This is a genomic window from Calothrix sp. PCC 7507, assembly GCF_000316575.1.
Taxonomy (GTDB): Bacteria; Cyanobacteriota; Cyanobacteriia; order Cyanobacteriales; family Nostocaceae; genus Fortiea.
In genome coordinates this window covers 6514359-6530503 of record NC_019682.1, presented here as the reverse complement: position 1 = coordinate 6530503, position 16145 = coordinate 6514359, and the positions used below count along the sequence as shown (strand labels likewise).

Below are 16145 nucleotides of genomic sequence, written 5' to 3'. Positions count from 1 at the left end.
TAACTTAAATCCCTATTAGGGATTGAAACACTAATACTTGCAGGGCGATGACTACCGCTTGGAGTTGCAATTAACTTAAATCCCTATTAGGGATTGAAACTGAGCTTGATACTGTGCATGTTGTTCACACTCAATTCACTGGTTGCAATTAACTTAAATCCCTATTAGGGATTGAAACTGGGGGGCGACTAAAGGGGGAAGTAGAAAGTATCAAATTGTTGCAATTAACTTAAATCCCTATTAGGGATTGAAACTACACTGTTAGCAACAACGTACCCAGCTTCAATAGTTGCAATTAACTTAAATCCCTATTAGGGATTGAAACGGGGTAAGCTTCTGTGATTACCTTGTAGCAAAGAGTTGCAATTAACTTAAATCCCTATTAGGGATTGAAACTTTCTTTCCAAAAAACAAGGTCTTCGAGTAGTTCTTGTTGCAATTAACTTAAATCCCTATTAGGGATTGAAACATCTTCAAGCCGCAGTCCAGTATGTCATTTTGTGTTGCAATTAACTTAAATCCCTATTAGGGATTGAAACGTCCAACCCTAGATCCTTAAGCTCTTTCTCTAGATGTTGCAATTAACTTAAATCCCTATTAGGGATTGAAACACACAGATTACACCACAGATAAGGATCGAAAAAGAGTTGCAATTAACTTAAATCCCTATTAGGGATTGAAACATACTTGTTGCACTCAGTACACTTACTGAATGTTATAAGTTGCAATTAACTTAAATCCCTATTAGGGATTGAAACATAGTGGGTGCCGCTCTGTTTTTCAACTGTCTTGCAGAGTTGCAATTAACTTAAATCCCTATTAGGGATTGAAACAGATAAAACGTAGCGTAAACGCTCATAGCAGGACTGTTGCAATTAACTTAAATCCCTATTAGGGATTGAAACCTCAGGTAGCGCGGATGAAGTCAGTATCTCATATAGTTGCAATTAACTTAAATCCCTATTAGGGATTGAAACGCTATATCGCAGCTTACCAACATACAACCTCACCTGTTGCAATTAACTTAAATCCCTATTAGGGATTGAAACTTTTTAAATTGCTCCTTGCTGTGACAGCCATGTTTTAAGCCTGTTGCAATTAACTTAAATCCCTATTAGGGATTGAAACAAACCGTTATCCAGCGATCGCGCAAACTCCAATATGTTGCAATTAACTTAAATCCCTATTAGGGATTGAAACAATCTTAGGGCGTATCCCTGGACTCCAGAGTTATGTTGCAATTAACTTAAATCCCTATTAGGGATTGAAACAGGATACTTTTCTGACAACAGCGCGCTACAAAAGCTATCAAGTTGCAATTAACTTAAATCCCTATTAGGGATTGAAACAGCATGATTCCCTCACACGGGAACCACTCACCATCTATGTTGCAATTAACTTAAATCCCTATTAGGGATTGAAACCAGTTACACCCCAAACAATCAAATTGCACAGAATGTTGCAATTAACTTAAATCCCTATTAGGGATTGAAACAGGATTTATCCTTATGACGAAACTCTGCTTTAAGTTGCAATTAACTTAAATCCCTATTAGGGATTGAAACTTTCAGCGAGCAGGTAGCACTAATAACGCTATATATTAAATTATGCTCCAAATTTCTCACAAAATCATCATCCCCGATAGCGAAATCGAAATTAGCGCGATTCGCTCCCAAGGTGCAGGTGGTCAAAATGTCAACAAGGTTTCTACAGCTATCCATTTACGCTTTGACATTGAGGCTTCATCATTACCCGCTTTCTACAAAGAACAGCTTTTGAATCTAAACGACCGACGCATTACTCAAGAGGGAGTCGTTGTGATCAAAGCCCAAGAACACCGCAGCCAAGAACAGAACCGAGAGGAGGCAATGCATAGACTTCAACAACTGGTTAAAAGCGCCATTACACTGAAGAAAAAACGCAAATCGACGAAACCAACTCGCAGCTCTCAAAAAAAACGTCTTGACAGTAAAACTAAGCGCGGACAAATTAAATCTACCAGAAGGCAGGTCATTGATTAAAATGCGATGGCTACGCCCGTCGCAGGTATCGCCTATATGAATTTGGTTAAGCTTTCGTACTGCTAGAAGCATGACAATTAGTCAAGCAGGATTTTAATTATACCGATGATGTTCACCCATTCTTTATACCCAGGTGATTGGTCAAAAATTGGGAATGACTCTCAACTGAGAACCGCTGTTCTTACTACCAGGAGGAAAAGGTGCTATGGGAGTTTCAGAATAGTTCCCACTCTTGATAAGCTTAAATTCAGCCCAATCTGACCATAGAGGTTGAAACAAATTACCTGCTTGAGTCCGCGCCCGCCAGCGCCAAGTCATGGATGTATTAATTAGCGAACCGACTAAAACAGAGGTGGGTTGCTTGAGTGTTGTGATGCCAATATTGGCACTTTTCCAATAACCATTAGTGTAATATTGAAACTCGGTATCAAAATATTTTGCTGATGAACCTATCCCTGGTTGTAAATTAAAGGTGAGTTTGTCCGTGCCATATTGAAAAACCAAAGACTGCTGATTGCTAGGAGATATCAGCACTGGTGCTGGTACAACTGTTCCGCTTTCCAAACTAAAATTACACACGTTGCTAATTTTCTTTCCCTGAGCTACCCGCCACTGCCAATTTTTAGAAACATTAATTAGCTGCAAAAGATTTACTTTTACTGCTCCAGAATTAACACTACCGCCTGAATTTTCCCAGGTGTTACCGTTGTTTTGAGAAAACTGAATTTGGTGTTGTCCTGGTAGGTTAGAACTAAACTTAAAAGTAGCATCAAGGCTCTTGTCTAACTGGAGTTTAATTGTCTGGTTACAGGGAGTTTCCGCCTTGATTTGTGCCACGAAACCAGATGAACCTCCATTGTTTGAGTCTTGATTACTAGCACCAGTACCCGATGTGTTGAGACAGGGTAAGAACAAGATACAAGCACTTGCAGGTTTTGGTAAAAATAGACTTTCTACACCTAGCCATGTTGTACTCATCGCAGAAAAAAGAAGTAAGGAGATAATTTTTTTCATTGTGCGTAAGTTATACCAATTTGAAAAATGAATGCGACAGATAGCTTCACATAAGCCAGATACAGAAGGCGATTCCTAATCCAAAATCGTTTAACTGACTTCGTCGTGAGCGTTGTAGAAGTGCCGCTCACGACGTTCGCGAACAGCGTTCCGCAGGAAAGTCTAAAATCCCAAATGGTATTAAGTCTCCCGAATAAAGTGAATGTTGTTGGTTGTAAATTACCTTTCACTCACTTGATAGGTATGCAGAGCTTTTTTTTATGCAGTGGAGCGATGTCTTGCATAAAAACGTTATTAATTGAAACAATATAGCGTTTCTCGTTTGGATGCAATACAATCGAGGGCGGGAAAACCCTGCCCCTAAGGGTTTTGCGATTTAAAACTGTATTTCACTCATATGAAAACCGCTATATCGACTTTTATAAGATGTCTAATATAAAATATCGTTATACCGTTTCTTTGTGAAGCTGCATATAATTCACCCCCCGGCTATCGCCGTCCCCCCTTGGTAAGGGGGGACTACAGGGGGGTATTATTATGTGCATCTTCATACAAAATAGGTATTATAATACCTACTCAATTAACGATCGCGACATTCAAATTGTCATGAAGGATGGGGAATCCCACCCCTAAAAATGTGAACAAGCGCAAATTGTTTAACTTTTTGTTACTGGTAGTTGCGATCGCACTCTTTTTTATTGCTTACCACGATCTACAGCTAACCAGCGCACCCTCAACCGCAACTACCATTAAACTCAGTGGCTGGGGAGGTAATCTTGTGGAGCAAAAACTCTTGAAGCAGGTTTTACAAGACTTTGAAGCACAGCACCCCAAGATTAAAGTCAAATATGAAGTCATTTCCGACCAATACATGGATGTGCTGAAAACCCGCTTGGTAGGAGAAGCAGCCCCCGATGTCTTCTATCTGGATGCTCTGGAAGCTCCTTTTTTGATGAGTCAGAATGTCTTGGAACCGCTAGATAGATATATTGCTCCCGAATTCGACTTAGCAGACTTTGAGGCGAACTTACTCAATAGCTTCAAGTATGAAAACCAAATTTATGGTCTCCCCAAAGACTATTCTACTCTGTCCCTGTTTTATAACAAAAAAGCCTTTGCTACAGCAGGGTTAACAAATCCGCCGACAACTTGGGATGAATTACGCGCCTACTCCCAGCAGCTAACAGGTAAACTCAATAGATATGGCTTGGGAGTAGTTCCAGAATTAGCGCGTCAAGCTTACAAAATTAAAGCTTTTGGTGGGCAAATCGTTGACCAAAATGGTGATGCTACCTTTGCCAGTGAGGTAGGTTTACAGGGATTGCAGTTGGTGGTAAATCAGTATCAAAAAGACCGCTCCTCTGTCCAAAAATCTGATGTGGGGACAAGTTCGGGTAGTGAAATGTTTGGTCAAAGCAAGGTAGCAATGGTAATTGAGGGCAATTGGGCAATTCCCTATCTGACAGAAACTTTTCCTAAGTTGGAGTTTGCTACCGCAGAAATACCTGCAATTAACGATAAAAAAGGTACTATGGTGTTTACCGTTGCCTACGTGATGAATAAACAAGCAAAACATAAAGCCGAAGCCTGGGAACTGATTTCCTATCTCACAGGTAAAGTAGGGATGGAGAAGTGGACAGGAACAGGGTTTGCACTGCCAACACGTAAATCAGTAGCTGAGAAATTGGGTTATGATCGAGATCCGTTGCGATCGCCTTTTGTGGCTGGTGTTGATTATGCCATGCCCTGGCAAGTTGGTAAGTATCCAGGGGCAATTGTCAACAACTTTGATAACCAATTCATTAGCGCCTTATTGGGGCAACAACCATTAAAGCAGGCAATGGTGAAGGCACAGAATGAAGCGAATAAGCAAATCAAAGCAATGGAATAAAGGTTTGAGTATGAGCGCCTTTGAGTTTTGAGGGAAAGCCTAGCGATCGCTCCAACAATGCCAACCTGTATTCTCTTGATTTATTTCAAGAGGAAGCAGATTCATCTATGCTCATTAACATTTGAGCATCCCTAAGCTCTTAAGAGCATACATTACGGCTGCAATTCGAGTTTGAACCCCAAGCTTTTGGTATATGTGTTCCAGGTGTTTCTTAATTGTTCCAGCACTAAGATTCAAGATTGTCGCAATTTCTTTATCACTTTTATCTTGAGTGACCCAGAACAAAACTTCTGCTTCACGCTTAGTCAACCCTAACAACTCAAGTAATTCTGCCGAAAGTGAGTGTAGGATTTTCTCCTCCAGTAATAGTAGATATTGCTTCCCCAATTGTTCCGTAATCAGACGCACAACCAGTTGTTTTCCTTCTCGCTCTAACTGCAATGGTAAACAGAGCGAACATGTCTCTTCACTTTGGTTTAACTGGGATATTTGATGCCTAATCCACCTGAGCAAATTCTCTGGCAAATGAGTTCTAGCATCTGACGAAATTGAGAAATATTCTCTCAGTAATTCCCAAGCTTTAGGAGTCATGACATAGACTTTGAGGTCGCTTGTCAAAACAATTGTACCTAACTGCTCTACAGTTCGGCTCAACTGCACTAACTCCTGCTGCATTTGAGTTAGTGCTTGAGTGTTGATATTTTTGAGGTCTGCGTTTGTTAGCATTATGGTTTTTTCAGAATTATTTAAAAATGGACAGCTAATAGCCATAACTACGCTTCCTAATTCTGCAATTCCCCATTTATATTGCTATTTCTTAACAATTAAGTACGGAAAAAGACGTATTGCAGGGCACTTTCAAATATGACATAAAGATACTGTCAGTAGATTGATTCAGAAGCGCAATTAAATCACAACACAACTGTTTCACAGTATAACTTATACCGTGGCAGTTTTTACATGCATCCATTAAATATTACTTAGAGGCGATTGCTTTGAGATTAGTGGGTTAAATGTCGCTAAGACACCAAAAGCGAGACGATTACAAGGAGAAACTTATGTTTAGAAATTTCAATTTTTATATCAAATGGAAATGGATGTTTTTTGCAGTTTTGGGCATTTTTTTAGTAAATGTCCAAGTTTTTGCCCAAGCACCAATACAACCTATAAAACCAGATATCGTCAAAGAAGGCGTAACACAAGTACAACTTAGAAATGCCACCACTAGGTTAGATAAAATTGAGGCTTTATTCAGCAAAGTAGAAAGCAAACAAGTCTTTACACAAGAACAATCAGAGGAAGTTAGCAAAGCAACAATCGAATATGCACAAGCCGTGAAAGCTGCTTTAGATAATGCCCTAAAAAATGCAGAAACTTTAGCTAAAACCCAGGGAAGTCAAGGCAGTATAGAACCTTTAAATACATTTGAAAAAGCAGAGAAGGCTAATGAGCCAAGGCTACGAAAGATTGAACAAAGGGCAAATGCTATCGAAAAACAAATTAGAACAGGAAGAGTTAAAATCGATAGGCCTGCTCTAGAAAAACTATCAGTTCCAGAACGCACCGAGTTGTTCAACTCGCTAGAACCACCAACAAGACAGATTTATATTAAAACCCAACCAGATTTATTCAAACCTGTAATCAACACACCGCAAAAAGACTTGAAACTGCTTAAAGAGTCTTCGGAAAACTACCAAAGTTTTGTTCCAGAACACAACATAATGGTTAACTATCATGTTGGCAATACAGTTTCTGACATGCTGCAAAAAGTTAGTAACTTCGTTGTACCTCCCGCCTATGCAGCAGTTGCAGCGCCATGTGTTGGTTTAGCTATATCTAAAAATTGGACAGCTTTGGCTACTTGTGTTGTTAGCTCAAGTTCACAAGCTACAAAAATATACAACGAGTTTGTTAGCTGTTGGAATAAAGCATCAGGATTTTGGAAATGGTTTAAAAGAACAGCTTGTTTAGCGAAGTTAATTATTAAACTCGGTTAAGCCATCAGATATAGCGGTTCTCGTTTTGATGCAATACACAATAGGGCACAGCTGTATTCTATGCAATTGAGAACCGCTATGGTACCAGCAATAAAGACCAAGAACGGCGCTCTGACAAAGTGCCGTTTTCCAATAGGGCAGCAAATTTGTGATTGAAATACCAGTTCATCAAGATCAACCAATCCCGACACAACTAGTCAGCGATCGCCCTCCCAAGATCAAGACTAAATATTTTCCTTCTCGGAGTACGATTAATAAATCATGCATGACTCATCGCTACAACCAAGTTGTGCAGGTTTAAACGGAGGTGCGGTTATGTTTGATATCAGCAGGCGACGCTTGAGCTACAGATGGAACATCACGGAAAACCTTGGTGGCTATCTGTTCATGCTACCCACCATTCTAGTTTTAGGGACTTTTGTCGTACTACCAATCCTCTACGCTGTGTTTCTGTCTTTGCAAAAAGTCCAACTGCTGGGGGGAATTGAGTACGAATTCATTGGCTTTCGCAATTTCACGCGCGTGGTTGAAGATGAACGAGTTTGGATTGCTTTGAGAAACACAGCCGAATATGTCGCCATTGTTGTCCCTACACAAACAATCTTGGCTTTAGTTCTAGCAGTCACTCTCAATTCTGGCATTCGCGGTAAAAACTGGTGGCGTATCCTTTACTTTTTACCCACTGTCACCTCTTCCGCCGTCCTCACACTCATCTTCATGTGGATTTACAACACCGATGGGCTACTCAATGATTTTCTCGCTTTTGTGGGGCTGCCTACTTATAACTGGTTGGGCGATCCAGCGATCGCCCTCAAGGGCATTATGATCATGAATATTTGGTCAACAGCACCGTTTTATATGGTGATTTACCTAGCCGCATTGCAAGATATCCCCCAGTCGCTGTATGAGGCGGCAGAAATTGATGGGGCTAATGGCTGGCAAAGGTTTATTTATGTGACTATTCCTTTACTTCGGCCTGTCACCTTCTTTGTCATCGCGGTGGGGGTAATTGGCACTTTTCAACTGTTTGATCAGTCTTATATTTTCTCTGGTGGTACTGGCGGCCCAAATAACGCTACTTTGACGGTGGTGTTGCTGATTTACCAAGCGGTATTTCGGAATTTACAGATGGGTTATGCAGCTGCGATCGCCTTTTTATTGGCAGCTGTAATCATTGCCATCACTCTGATTCAACGGCGGCTTTTTGGAGGCGAAAGAATTTGACTCACATCTCTCGCTTTTCTTGGCTCAAAGTCCTGTTATATATCTTGCTCACACTCTATGCCGTCATCACCCTGATTCCCTTCCTGTGGGCACTTTCGGCATCATTTAAGCCCCTCTCAGAAATTGTCAGCGGCGAACCAAATCTCATACCACAAAATTTTACTCTTGACAACTACAAGCAAATTTTCTCACAAGAGCCTTTGTTTTGGCGTTGGCTATTTAACAGTGTAGTAATTGCTATCAGCGTTACTTTACTCAACTTACTGTTCAATTCAATGGCAGGTTATGCCCTAGCCAGACTACAGTTTCGCGGCAAAGGCTTCTGGTTCTTCCTGATTCTGACTGTGTTAGCAGTCCCTGCACAAATTACCCTGATTCCCACATTTTTGATATTAAAGGCGATCGGTTGGCTGAATTCCTATCAAGGAATGATTGTACCTGGTATGGTCAATGCCACTTTCATTTTTATGATGCGGCAATTTTTCGTTAATTTCCCCAAGGAACTAGAAGAAGCCGCCCAACTTGATGGCTTAAATACTTTCGGGATTTTCCGACATATAGTTTTACCTCTAGCCAAACCAGCACTTGCAGCACAGGCGGTTTTTGTATTTATGGGTAGTTGGAATAATTTCTTGCTACCTGTAGTCATCCTATTTGAACCAGAAATGTTTACTTTACCTTTAGGGCTAAACACCTTCAAAGGGCAATACATCAGCTACTGGAACTACATTATGGCCGCTTCTATGGTGTTCACTCTACCCGCTTTAGGTATTTACGCTTTTTTCAACCGCTACTTTATTCAAGGTGTGACGTTCACAGGTGGTAAGGGGTAGGAGTCTGGAGGTGGGAGGTGGGAGGTAGGAGTCTGGAGTCTGGAGGTAGGAGTCTGGAGGTAGGAGTCTGGAGGAGGGAGTCAAAAGTTATTCCCTGACTCCCCGACTCCCCGATTCCCGACTCCCCTGATCCCCACCGGAAGGGCAGCCGTATTTTAGGCGACAAATTGCACTCTGAACATGATATTGGTATTACAGCGACTCAATCTCTATCTATCAGTTAACAAGCGTTATGAGTTTTGCAGACCTATCGATCGCAGAGATAGCAGTAGACTACATTAATCCTGTAGAAAAAGTGTTTTCTCTGTGCAAGCAACTCTTAATTGCCTATCAACACCAAAAGACCCGTTTGGCGTTAGAGGATGCAAAGGCAATTATTTCTCAAATCTTGTCTGAAACACACCCAAAAGGTACTAGCGACTTAGTGGGTGATACTCAAGTTATCTGAAGAGCTATATCAGGCTTTAGCTAATGGCTGATGGCAATTAGCACTTAGTGACATGGAGATTGAGCATCGCTAATTAGCTGTGTTGAGCGTCAAAATTTTTAAGGGGAAACATGTTTAGAAGACTAATTGGCGTTGTTGTAGCTACTGTTTTACTGACTTTTCAGTTTATTGTCGGTAGCGCGAGCGCGGTAGAATTGGATGCAGCGACCCGGACAGTGCCATTAAATGATAACGGCGAGACTATTGTACTCAGCCTAAAACAAGTCAAAGAAGGCAAAAGCTTATTTAATAACGCTTGTGCCCAATGTCATGCTGGGGGCGTTACTAAGACCAACCAGAATGTAGGACTCACACCAGAAGATTTGGCACTGGCAACACCAAACCGTAACAATATTGAAGGCTTGGTAGACTATCTGAAAAATCCGACTACCTATGACGGGGAAGTAGAGATTTCCGAAGTGCATCCCAGCATCAAGAGTGCAGATATTTTCACAAAAATGAGAAATCTCACAGATGATGACTTGAAGGCGATCGCTGGTCATATTCTCCTACAACCCAAAGTCGTGGGAACTAAGTGGGGAGGTGGCAAAATTTATTACTAAATCTAGTAATTAATGCTGAATCACCGTAGTTCAGCGCTATCACGCTGAGTTCTGAGCAAAGAAAATGGGGATTAGTGACTAAAAGTAATCTAAACCACATCTATTTTGAGTTTGAGAACCATAGTTTTCCAAAGTAGTGGGAGCATCTTGCTCCCGAATGGTAGTAGCGGGCAAGATGCCCGCACTACTCCAGGTTTCAAAATCGACAAGGTTTACATTGTGAATACCCACACTCTAATCCTCGTTTCCTAAATAACTTAGAACTCAGCACTTATTACTCTTTCTCTTTTTTTGTCTTGACCTAAATACTCTTTTATGCATATCTAGTATTGGTTCAAAATTATAGAGTTTTTGCTATTAATTTCTCCCCACTTTTTTAAAAAAAAAATTATCTACGACAGATTGTCATATTTGGCGTTAATTGTATTTAAAATGAGGATAGAGAAAGACTATTTGTTAGGAGAGAGTCATGAAATTAATTGTGGACAGCTGGCGACGTATTGGTTTAGCTGTGTTGACAGCCCTTTTAGTTGTTAGTAGCTTCGCTGTTTTCACTCCCAGTGCTGCTGCTGAAACCTACCAGGTGAAACTGGGTAGTGATAAAGGACTACTAGCGTTTCAACCCAAAACTTTAACGATTAAACCAGGCGACACAATTCAATGGGTGAACAACAAAGTTCCTCCCCATAATGTTGTGTTTGACTCTACCAAAAATCCTGCTCAGAGCAAAGAACTAGCAAAATCTCTCTCACACACGAAATTGTTGCTCAATCCTGGGCAAAAACTAGAAACTACCTTCCCTGTCGATGCACCTCCTGGTGAATATACTTTCTACTGCCAACCTCATCGTGGCGCGGGAATGGTAGGTAAAATTGTTGTTGAAAGCTAGACATAGAGCCTTCGATACCTAATGATTTTCTCGGTTCCAGAGCAGAATTATGATGAATGGCAGTGCCGAGCCTGATCTTTACCCAAGTTGCCAACCGCTGCGTGGCAACTGTAAGGATCAAGCTCGGCACTGTATCTTCAGATGGGAAAAATAAAGAGCAGTGCGATCGCTCCAAACTAGTCGCACAGTTTGGCATTAGCTGGATATTTAGAAATTTAAGAAAATTTTCCGAATAAAAACTAGTTTCTATTTCCGAAACGAGACTGACAAAGGCTGTATTAACAAGCTAGGTTAATGATTAATCAACAGCCCCACCCAGCCGCTATGGTAAAAGAATTAGCAATTAGCACCCGTGGATTGACTAAGCAATTTGACCGACATGTCGCCGTTAACGATGTTGACTTAGAAATCGCAGCGGGAGAAGTATACGGACTGATTGGGCCGAATGGCGCAGGTAAAACAACTCTCATCCGCATGTTGGCAGCAGCTGAAGAACCAACTACGGGTGAGATTTATATTAATGGCGATCGCCTACGTCGTGACAAGAGTAACCCCACCCTCAAGCGTCGTCTTGGCTATCTACCAGATGACTATCCCCTGTATGAAGATTTAACAGTCTGGGACTATTTAGATTATTTTGCCCGTTTGTATCGCTTGCGAGAACCGCGCCGCACCCAACGCCTACATGAGGTGTTAGAACTCATACAACTCGGAAACAAGCGCAACAGCATGATTTCTACCCTCTCGCGGGGGATGAAGCAACGCTTGAGTTTAGCAAGAACCATTATTCACGAACCAATTTTATTGCTGCTGGATGAACCAGTTTCCGGATTAGATCCCATCGCCAGGATGCAGTTTCGAGAAATCATCAAAGCTTTGCAAGAAGCGGGGATGACGATATTAATTTCTTCCCACGTCCTCAGTGACTTAGCAGAACTTTGTACTTCTGTGGGAATTATGGAGTTAGGTTTCCTGGTAGAAAGTACTTCACTAAAACAACTGTATCAACGACTTTCTCGCCAGCAAATTGTGTTATCAACTTTGGGCAATATAGAAGCAGTTGTAGGTAAATTGAGAAATCATCCTTTGGTGGAAGGATGGGAGGGAATTTCCGGGACAAATAGTTTACGGATAAATTTTTCGGGTAATCAGGAAGACTGCGCTGAGTTATTGCGATCGCTTGTTGCCGATGGCATTCCCCTCACTGATTTTCATTGCACCCAAGAAGATTTAGAAACAATTTTCTTGAAGTTGGGTCATAAACAAGCATCTTGATTATTCAAGATTAAATGTTTCCTAGTATTTATTGGTGGAATTGCTTATATGATGGTCAATCTAATAGATAAAATCGGCGATTGGAATCCGCAATTATTGCGTGAGATTAAAGGACGTTTAAAATTTTTGCATGTGGCGATCGCAGTTGCTACATCTCTACTGCTGCAAGTAGTAGTTTTTCTGTTTCAATTACGGGATTATCCTGGTGATAAATACTCATTAACTGGCTCTTACTGTCGCCTGAGTCAAGGTTATATCGATCAACAAAACCAACTCTATAAACAACAAGATTTTCTCTACCAGCAGTTAAATAATGTCAAGAAAATCAAACCTTTAGACTCGACACTTGCTGCTAATTTGAATTCTCAGATTATCCAAGTTAGAGAAAAAACTAATGCTTTACAACAATATGTAGGAAATAATTTTTGCCCTAGCAACGAAATTAATATGCAATTATGGTGGCGAGACCACTATGAATATATATTTTTGTCGTTTAGTGTGATTTTTATATTCACACTATTACTTGCTGGCACTTATTTGCTAATTAATGATTTAGCAAAAGAAGAAAATCGCGGCACCCTAAATTTTATTCGTCTCAGTCCCCAGTCAGAAGCCAGTGTTTTAACTGGAAAACTGCTAGGAGTGCCAATTATAATTTATCTCTTCACACTCACAGCGCTCCCTTTACATTTATGGTCTGGGCGTTCCGCTAAGATTGCTTTAAGCTACATTTTTAGTTATTACCTTGTGCTAGTTGCTAGTTGCGTTTTCTTTTATAGTGCAGCACTGCTTTTTGGTTTGCTTATTCGTTCGTCTAGTGGTCTTCAACCTTGGTTGGGAAGTAGTATAGCGCTACTTTTTCTAGTCATAACAATGTTTATGGCATCAACCTCTAGCATGGAATTAAATAATCCCATCTTATCATTAAGATTATTTAGTCCCTGGGACATAACCAATTATCTATTTCCTAACCTGTTTCATGTTTACCAAGGTCCGCCACTAAGAGGATTGCAATTCTTTTATTTACCAGTGGGAAAAAATCTTGTCAGTATTATTGGCTTACATTTAGTGAACTATGCCTTATCTAGTTACTGGATTTGGCAAGCACTTAAACGCCGTTTTCGCAATTCTGACTCTACTATTTTCAGCAAAGCACAAAGTTATTTATTAGTAGCTTCAAGTCAAGTGATGATTTTAGGGTTTGCTATCCCGAACATTAACAATAATGATGATTATAGAAATATGTACAATTTAGGAATCATCAATTTTTTGCTAATACTTGGTTTAATAGCTATGCTCTCACCTCATCGCCAAAGTATACAAGATTGGGCGAGATATCGACATGATAATCCTAATCATCGTCGCAGTTCTTGGCATCAGTCTTTGTGGCAAGATTTGATGTGGGATGAAAAGAGTCCTGCAATAGTAGCGATCGCTATTAATATTGTAATTGCCACAACCCCATTAATAGTTCGGATTTTACTAGATAGTATGAGTCATGTTGAGCATATCAAGGCACTATTAGCAATAGCTTTATTCATCAGCATTATGATGATTTATGCTACCACAGCACAGTTGATACTGCTAATGAAAACTCGCAAACGTTATTTATGGGCAATTGGTACTGTATCTGCAGCAATATTGCTCCCACCGATGATTTTGCAATTTCTCAGTGTCAATCCTGCTGAAGAGTCTACATTGTGGATATTTTCAACATTTCCCTGGGCAGCAATTAAGTACGCTGATCAAACAATAATTTTTATGGCACTAATCGTTGAATTTAGTGCCATAGCATTGTTAAACTTCCAGTTAACAAGACAGGTAAGATTGGCTGGTGAGTCTAGCACAAAAGCACTATTAGCAGGACGTTAAGCAAGTCATCGATACAGTCAATTTTTTAGCCGGTAGGGTGTGTTATGCCGTAGGCTATAGAAATTCTCAGAGGAATGAATATACTCTTCCTCAAAGGAGTTAGGAACCAGAATATGGCATTCTCCTGAATTCTGACCCCCTCATTCAAACTGTATTGCACTCAGATAAAAACCGCCATAACGCACCATACTATTTACTATTTCCAGAAGGTTTTACCTATGAAATTTAACTCGATTAATCGACTAGGTGATTGGAATCCTCAACTGTTGCGGGAACTCAAAGGACGTTTAAAGCCACGGAATATATTGCTACCAATAGTCATATCTCTCCTTGGCCAATGCTTACTACTTATGAGTTTCCAAATCCAGCTACCAACTCGTGACTTAGTATACAAGGGTTATGACAATAAATACTGTACAGGTGCAGTTGGGTATCAATATCCAAAATGCTTGACTGATGAATTGGACAATGTGATTACTAATTGGCAATTATGGTCGCAAGATATATTTACATCGCTCAGTCTTATTGCTTGTTTTACGCTTTTAGTAGCAGGAAGCTATTTGCTAATTAATGATTTAGCAAATGAAGAACGGCGCGAGACACTCAATTTTATTCGCCTTAGTCCCCAATCACCTCAAAGCATTTTATCAGGTAAAATGTTAGGGGTTCCCATCTTAATGTATCTTGTTGTATTTCTGGCAATTCCTTTGCATTTGTGGTCAGGATTGTCAGCTAACATACCTCTAATTTCGATTTTAAGTTTTTACACAGTTATTCTAACCACAAGTCTTTTCTACTATAGCGGGGCGCTGCTATTTGGCTTAGTTGGTTCTTGGCTTAGTGGTTTTCAAGCCTGGTTGGGGAGTGGCGTAGTTTTAGGTTTTCTATTATTAACTCAAAAATCAACTATCCCAGAAATGCCTGATGATAATCCACTAATTATTCTTAGGTTGTTTAACCCATATAATTTGACTCCTAATTCTGTACTTCTTGATTCATCTACGTTTGCTAATTTTCATTGGTTTGCTCTACCATTAGGAGCAAGTTTTTTCGCGACAGTAGGCTTTACTTTATTGATTAATGGTTTGGGGACATATTGTATCTGGCAATCTTTGCAACGTTGTTTTCGTGATGCCAATGCTACTATGTTAAGTAAACAACAGAGTTATTTATTGACATCTGTTTTTACAGTAATTACTTTAGGGTGTGCAAATTGGCAAGAATTAGTATTTAAGCATTCTCCTAGAATGCAGCTAATCTCTGAAAATGTTGCATGTCTATTGTTATTATATTTTGGGCTGTTTTTATATCTCATTGCTGCTCTCAGTCCCCATCGCCAAACATCGCAAGATTGGGCACGCTACAGAAAAATGTATAGTTCTCAGCAGTTGGGTGATGGCAAGTTATTTAAGGATTTAATTTGGGGAGAAAAAAGTCCTGGACTGTTAGCGATCGCCATTAATGCCATGATTGTGATCACTTCCTTAATTATCTTCATTTCGCTCCCTAATCTAGGCATTGACCATAAAATATATGCATTTTATGCTCTAGCTATAGCTGGTAGTTTAGTAATGCTATATGCAGCCTTAGTCCAACTCACATTGTTGATGAAAAACCAACATCGGGTATTTTGGAGTGTTGGTATAGTTGGTGCTGTAATTGTATTACCAGTGATCATTGGAGCGATGTTTTATTCTTATTCTAGTCACAACTCTTTTCTCTGGTTATTTACAATCGCCGCACCGATTTTGGTTATCTCTCCCGAAGGAAAATCACTATCAGCGATAACGTTATTTATAGCGATTCTTAGTCATTGGAGTCTTCTCGGATTATTAATATTCCAACTGACGCGAAAGTTGCGAAAAGCAGGGGAATCAGCAACAAAAGTATTACTTGCACAAGGTTAAATCAGAGACGCACGAAAGTCATAAATCCCCGATTTCTCAAAGAAATTGGGGATTTTATTATAGGACTTATACACTGTACAAATTAATTTCGTTTTAGGCTTTGATTAATCATTCCTTGATGGTAAGTATATCCACGGCGTAGGGGCAATTCATGTAAACGCACAGCGGTGAA

The 16145-nt window shown here is 40.1% G+C and carries 16 protein-coding genes and 1 CRISPR repeat array (1 of these 17 only partly in view); of the genes, 13 read left to right on the top strand and 3 right to left on the bottom strand.

Annotation, left to right across the window (positions count from 1 at the left end; genetic code table 11):
• Positions 1–1565: direct repeats of the CRISPR family, unit length 37 nt; unit sequence GTTGCAATTAACTTAAATCCCTATTAGGGATTGAAAC; it reaches 1463 nt to the left of the window's first position.
• A gap of 42 nt (positions 1566–1607) precedes the next feature.
• Positions 1608–2021 carry an alternative ribosome rescue aminoacyl-tRNA hydrolase ArfB gene (gene arfB, locus CAL7507_RS28035; protein WP_015131865.1) on the top strand — a complete coding sequence of 138 codons (414 nt, stop codon included), beginning with the start codon at positions 1608–1610 and terminating at the stop codon, positions 2019–2021.
• Positions 2022–2162: 141 nt separating this feature from the next.
• On the opposite strand, the gene CAL7507_RS28030 is transcribed toward arfB, so the two are convergent.
• Positions 2163–3035, bottom strand: coding sequence for a hypothetical protein (locus tag CAL7507_RS28030; RefSeq protein ID WP_015131864.1), 873 nt, complete (start codon positions 3033–3035; stop codon positions 2163–2165).
• Positions 3036–3648: 613 nt separating this feature from the next.
• Between CAL7507_RS28030 and CAL7507_RS28025 the strand changes: the two genes are divergently transcribed.
• On the top strand, positions 3649–4926 hold the full coding sequence (locus tag CAL7507_RS28025; protein ID WP_015131863.1) for an ABC transporter substrate-binding protein: 1278 nt from the start codon (positions 3649–3651) through the stop codon (positions 4924–4926).
• Positions 4927–5040: 114 nt separating this feature from the next.
• Here CAL7507_RS28025 and CAL7507_RS28020 read toward each other — a convergent pair whose 3' ends face one another.
• Positions 5041–5652, bottom strand: a complete 612-nt coding sequence (locus CAL7507_RS28020; RefSeq protein ID WP_042342560.1) for a helix-turn-helix transcriptional regulator — start codon at positions 5650–5652, stop codon at positions 5041–5043.
• A gap of 332 nt (positions 5653–5984) precedes the next feature.
• Here CAL7507_RS28020 and CAL7507_RS28015 point away from each other — a divergent pair, with 332 nt between their 5' ends.
• The 6 genes from CAL7507_RS28015 to psbV all read left to right on the top strand — a co-directional run bounded on the left by CAL7507_RS28015 (position 5985) and on the right by psbV (position 10030).
• On the top strand, positions 5985–6923 hold the full coding sequence (locus tag CAL7507_RS28015) for a hypothetical protein (protein ID WP_015131861.1): 939 nt from the start codon (positions 5985–5987) through the stop codon (positions 6921–6923).
• Positions 6924–7071: 148 nt separating this feature from the next.
• The gene (locus CAL7507_RS32520; RefSeq protein WP_160166368.1) at positions 7072–7224 is read left to right on the top strand and encodes a hypothetical protein; all 153 of its coding nucleotides are present in this window, start codon (positions 7072–7074) and stop codon (positions 7222–7224) included.
• A 14-nt stretch (positions 7225–7238) separates the two neighbouring features.
• On the top strand, positions 7239–8147 hold the full coding sequence (locus CAL7507_RS28010; protein WP_015131860.1) for a carbohydrate ABC transporter permease: 909 nt from the start codon (positions 7239–7241) through the stop codon (positions 8145–8147).
• Complete coding sequence (locus CAL7507_RS28005; RefSeq protein WP_015131859.1) at positions 8144–8980, top strand: carbohydrate ABC transporter permease; 837 nt, start codon at positions 8144–8146, stop codon at positions 8978–8980. Before CAL7507_RS28010 ends, CAL7507_RS28005 begins: the two co-directional genes overlap by 4 nt.
• Positions 8981–9212: 232 nt before the next feature.
• Positions 9213–9428 (top strand): hypothetical protein, encoded by a 216-nt coding sequence (locus CAL7507_RS28000; protein ID WP_015131858.1) that lies wholly within the window; start codon positions 9213–9215, stop codon positions 9426–9428.
• Between the two features lie 110 nt (positions 9429–9538).
• Complete coding sequence (gene psbV / locus CAL7507_RS27995; protein WP_015131857.1) at positions 9539–10030, top strand: photosystem II cytochrome c-550; 492 nt, start codon at positions 9539–9541, stop codon at positions 10028–10030.
• 78 nt (positions 10031–10108) lie between these two features.
• Here psbV and CAL7507_RS32515 read toward each other — a convergent pair whose 3' ends face one another.
• The gene (locus CAL7507_RS32515; protein WP_015131856.1) at positions 10109–10261 is read right to left on the bottom strand and encodes a hypothetical protein; all 153 of its coding nucleotides are present in this window, start codon (positions 10259–10261) and stop codon (positions 10109–10111) included.
• Between the two features lie 238 nt (positions 10262–10499).
• On the opposite strand from CAL7507_RS32515, the gene petE reads away from it, so the two are divergent.
• The 5 genes from petE (at position 10500) to CAL7507_RS27970 (ending at position 15973) form a co-directional block, all read left to right on the top strand.
• Positions 10500–10919: a plastocyanin gene (petE, locus tag CAL7507_RS27990; protein ID WP_015131855.1), complete on the top strand. Its 420-nt coding sequence runs from the start codon at positions 10500–10502 to the stop codon at positions 10917–10919.
• A gap of 56 nt (positions 10920–10975) precedes the next feature.
• Entirely contained in the window at positions 10976–11155 is a 180-nt protein-coding gene (locus CAL7507_RS27985) for a hypothetical protein (RefSeq protein ID WP_042341643.1), read from the top strand.
• A gap of 88 nt (positions 11156–11243) precedes the next feature.
• Positions 11244–12194, top strand: a complete 951-nt coding sequence (locus CAL7507_RS27980) for an ABC transporter ATP-binding protein (RefSeq protein WP_042342559.1) — start codon at positions 11244–11246, stop codon at positions 12192–12194.
• 48 nt (positions 12195–12242) lie between these two features.
• The gene (locus CAL7507_RS27975; protein WP_015131853.1) at positions 12243–14066 is read left to right on the top strand and encodes an ABC transporter permease subunit; all 1824 of its coding nucleotides are present in this window, start codon (positions 12243–12245) and stop codon (positions 14064–14066) included.
• 218 nt (positions 14067–14284) lie between these two features.
• Positions 14285–15973 carry a hypothetical protein gene (locus CAL7507_RS27970; protein WP_015131852.1) on the top strand — a complete coding sequence of 563 codons (1689 nt, stop codon included), beginning with the start codon at positions 14285–14287 and terminating at the stop codon, positions 15971–15973.
• Positions 15974–16145 lie beyond the last annotated feature (172 nt).

Bases quoted from the DNA above. Each gene is read 5' to 3' on its own strand.
- CAL7507_RS28015 (WP_015131861.1), top strand. From the start codon at position 5,985: ATGTTTAGAAATTTCAATTTTTATATCAAATGGAAATGGATGTTTTTT.
- CAL7507_RS28030 (WP_015131864.1), bottom strand. From the start codon at position 3,035: ATGAAAAAAATTATCTCCTTACTTCTTTTTTCTGCGATGAGTACAACA.
- arfB (WP_015131865.1), top strand. From the start codon at position 1,608: ATGCTCCAAATTTCTCACAAAATCATCATCCCCGATAGCGAAATCGAA.
- CAL7507_RS27970 (WP_015131852.1), top strand. From the start codon at position 14,285: ATGAAATTTAACTCGATTAATCGACTAGGTGATTGGAATCCTCAACTG.
- CAL7507_RS27975 (WP_015131853.1), top strand. From the start codon at position 12,243: ATGATGGTCAATCTAATAGATAAAATCGGCGATTGGAATCCGCAATTA.
- CAL7507_RS28025 (WP_015131863.1), top strand. From the start codon at position 3,649: ATGGGGAATCCCACCCCTAAAAATGTGAACAAGCGCAAATTGTTTAAC.
- CAL7507_RS28000 (WP_015131858.1), top strand. From the start codon at position 9,213: ATGAGTTTTGCAGACCTATCGATCGCAGAGATAGCAGTAGACTACATT.
- CAL7507_RS27980 (WP_042342559.1), top strand. From the start codon at position 11,244: ATGGTAAAAGAATTAGCAATTAGCACCCGTGGATTGACTAAGCAATTT.
- CAL7507_RS28020 (WP_042342560.1), bottom strand. From the start codon at position 5,652: ATGCTAACAAACGCAGACCTCAAAAATATCAACACTCAAGCACTAACT.
- CAL7507_RS27985 (WP_042341643.1), top strand. From the start codon at position 10,976: ATGGCAGTGCCGAGCCTGATCTTTACCCAAGTTGCCAACCGCTGCGTG.
- petE (WP_015131855.1), top strand. From the start codon at position 10,500: ATGAAATTAATTGTGGACAGCTGGCGACGTATTGGTTTAGCTGTGTTG.
- CAL7507_RS28010 (WP_015131860.1), top strand. From the start codon at position 7,239: ATGTTTGATATCAGCAGGCGACGCTTGAGCTACAGATGGAACATCACG.
- psbV (WP_015131857.1), top strand. From the start codon at position 9,539: ATGTTTAGAAGACTAATTGGCGTTGTTGTAGCTACTGTTTTACTGACT.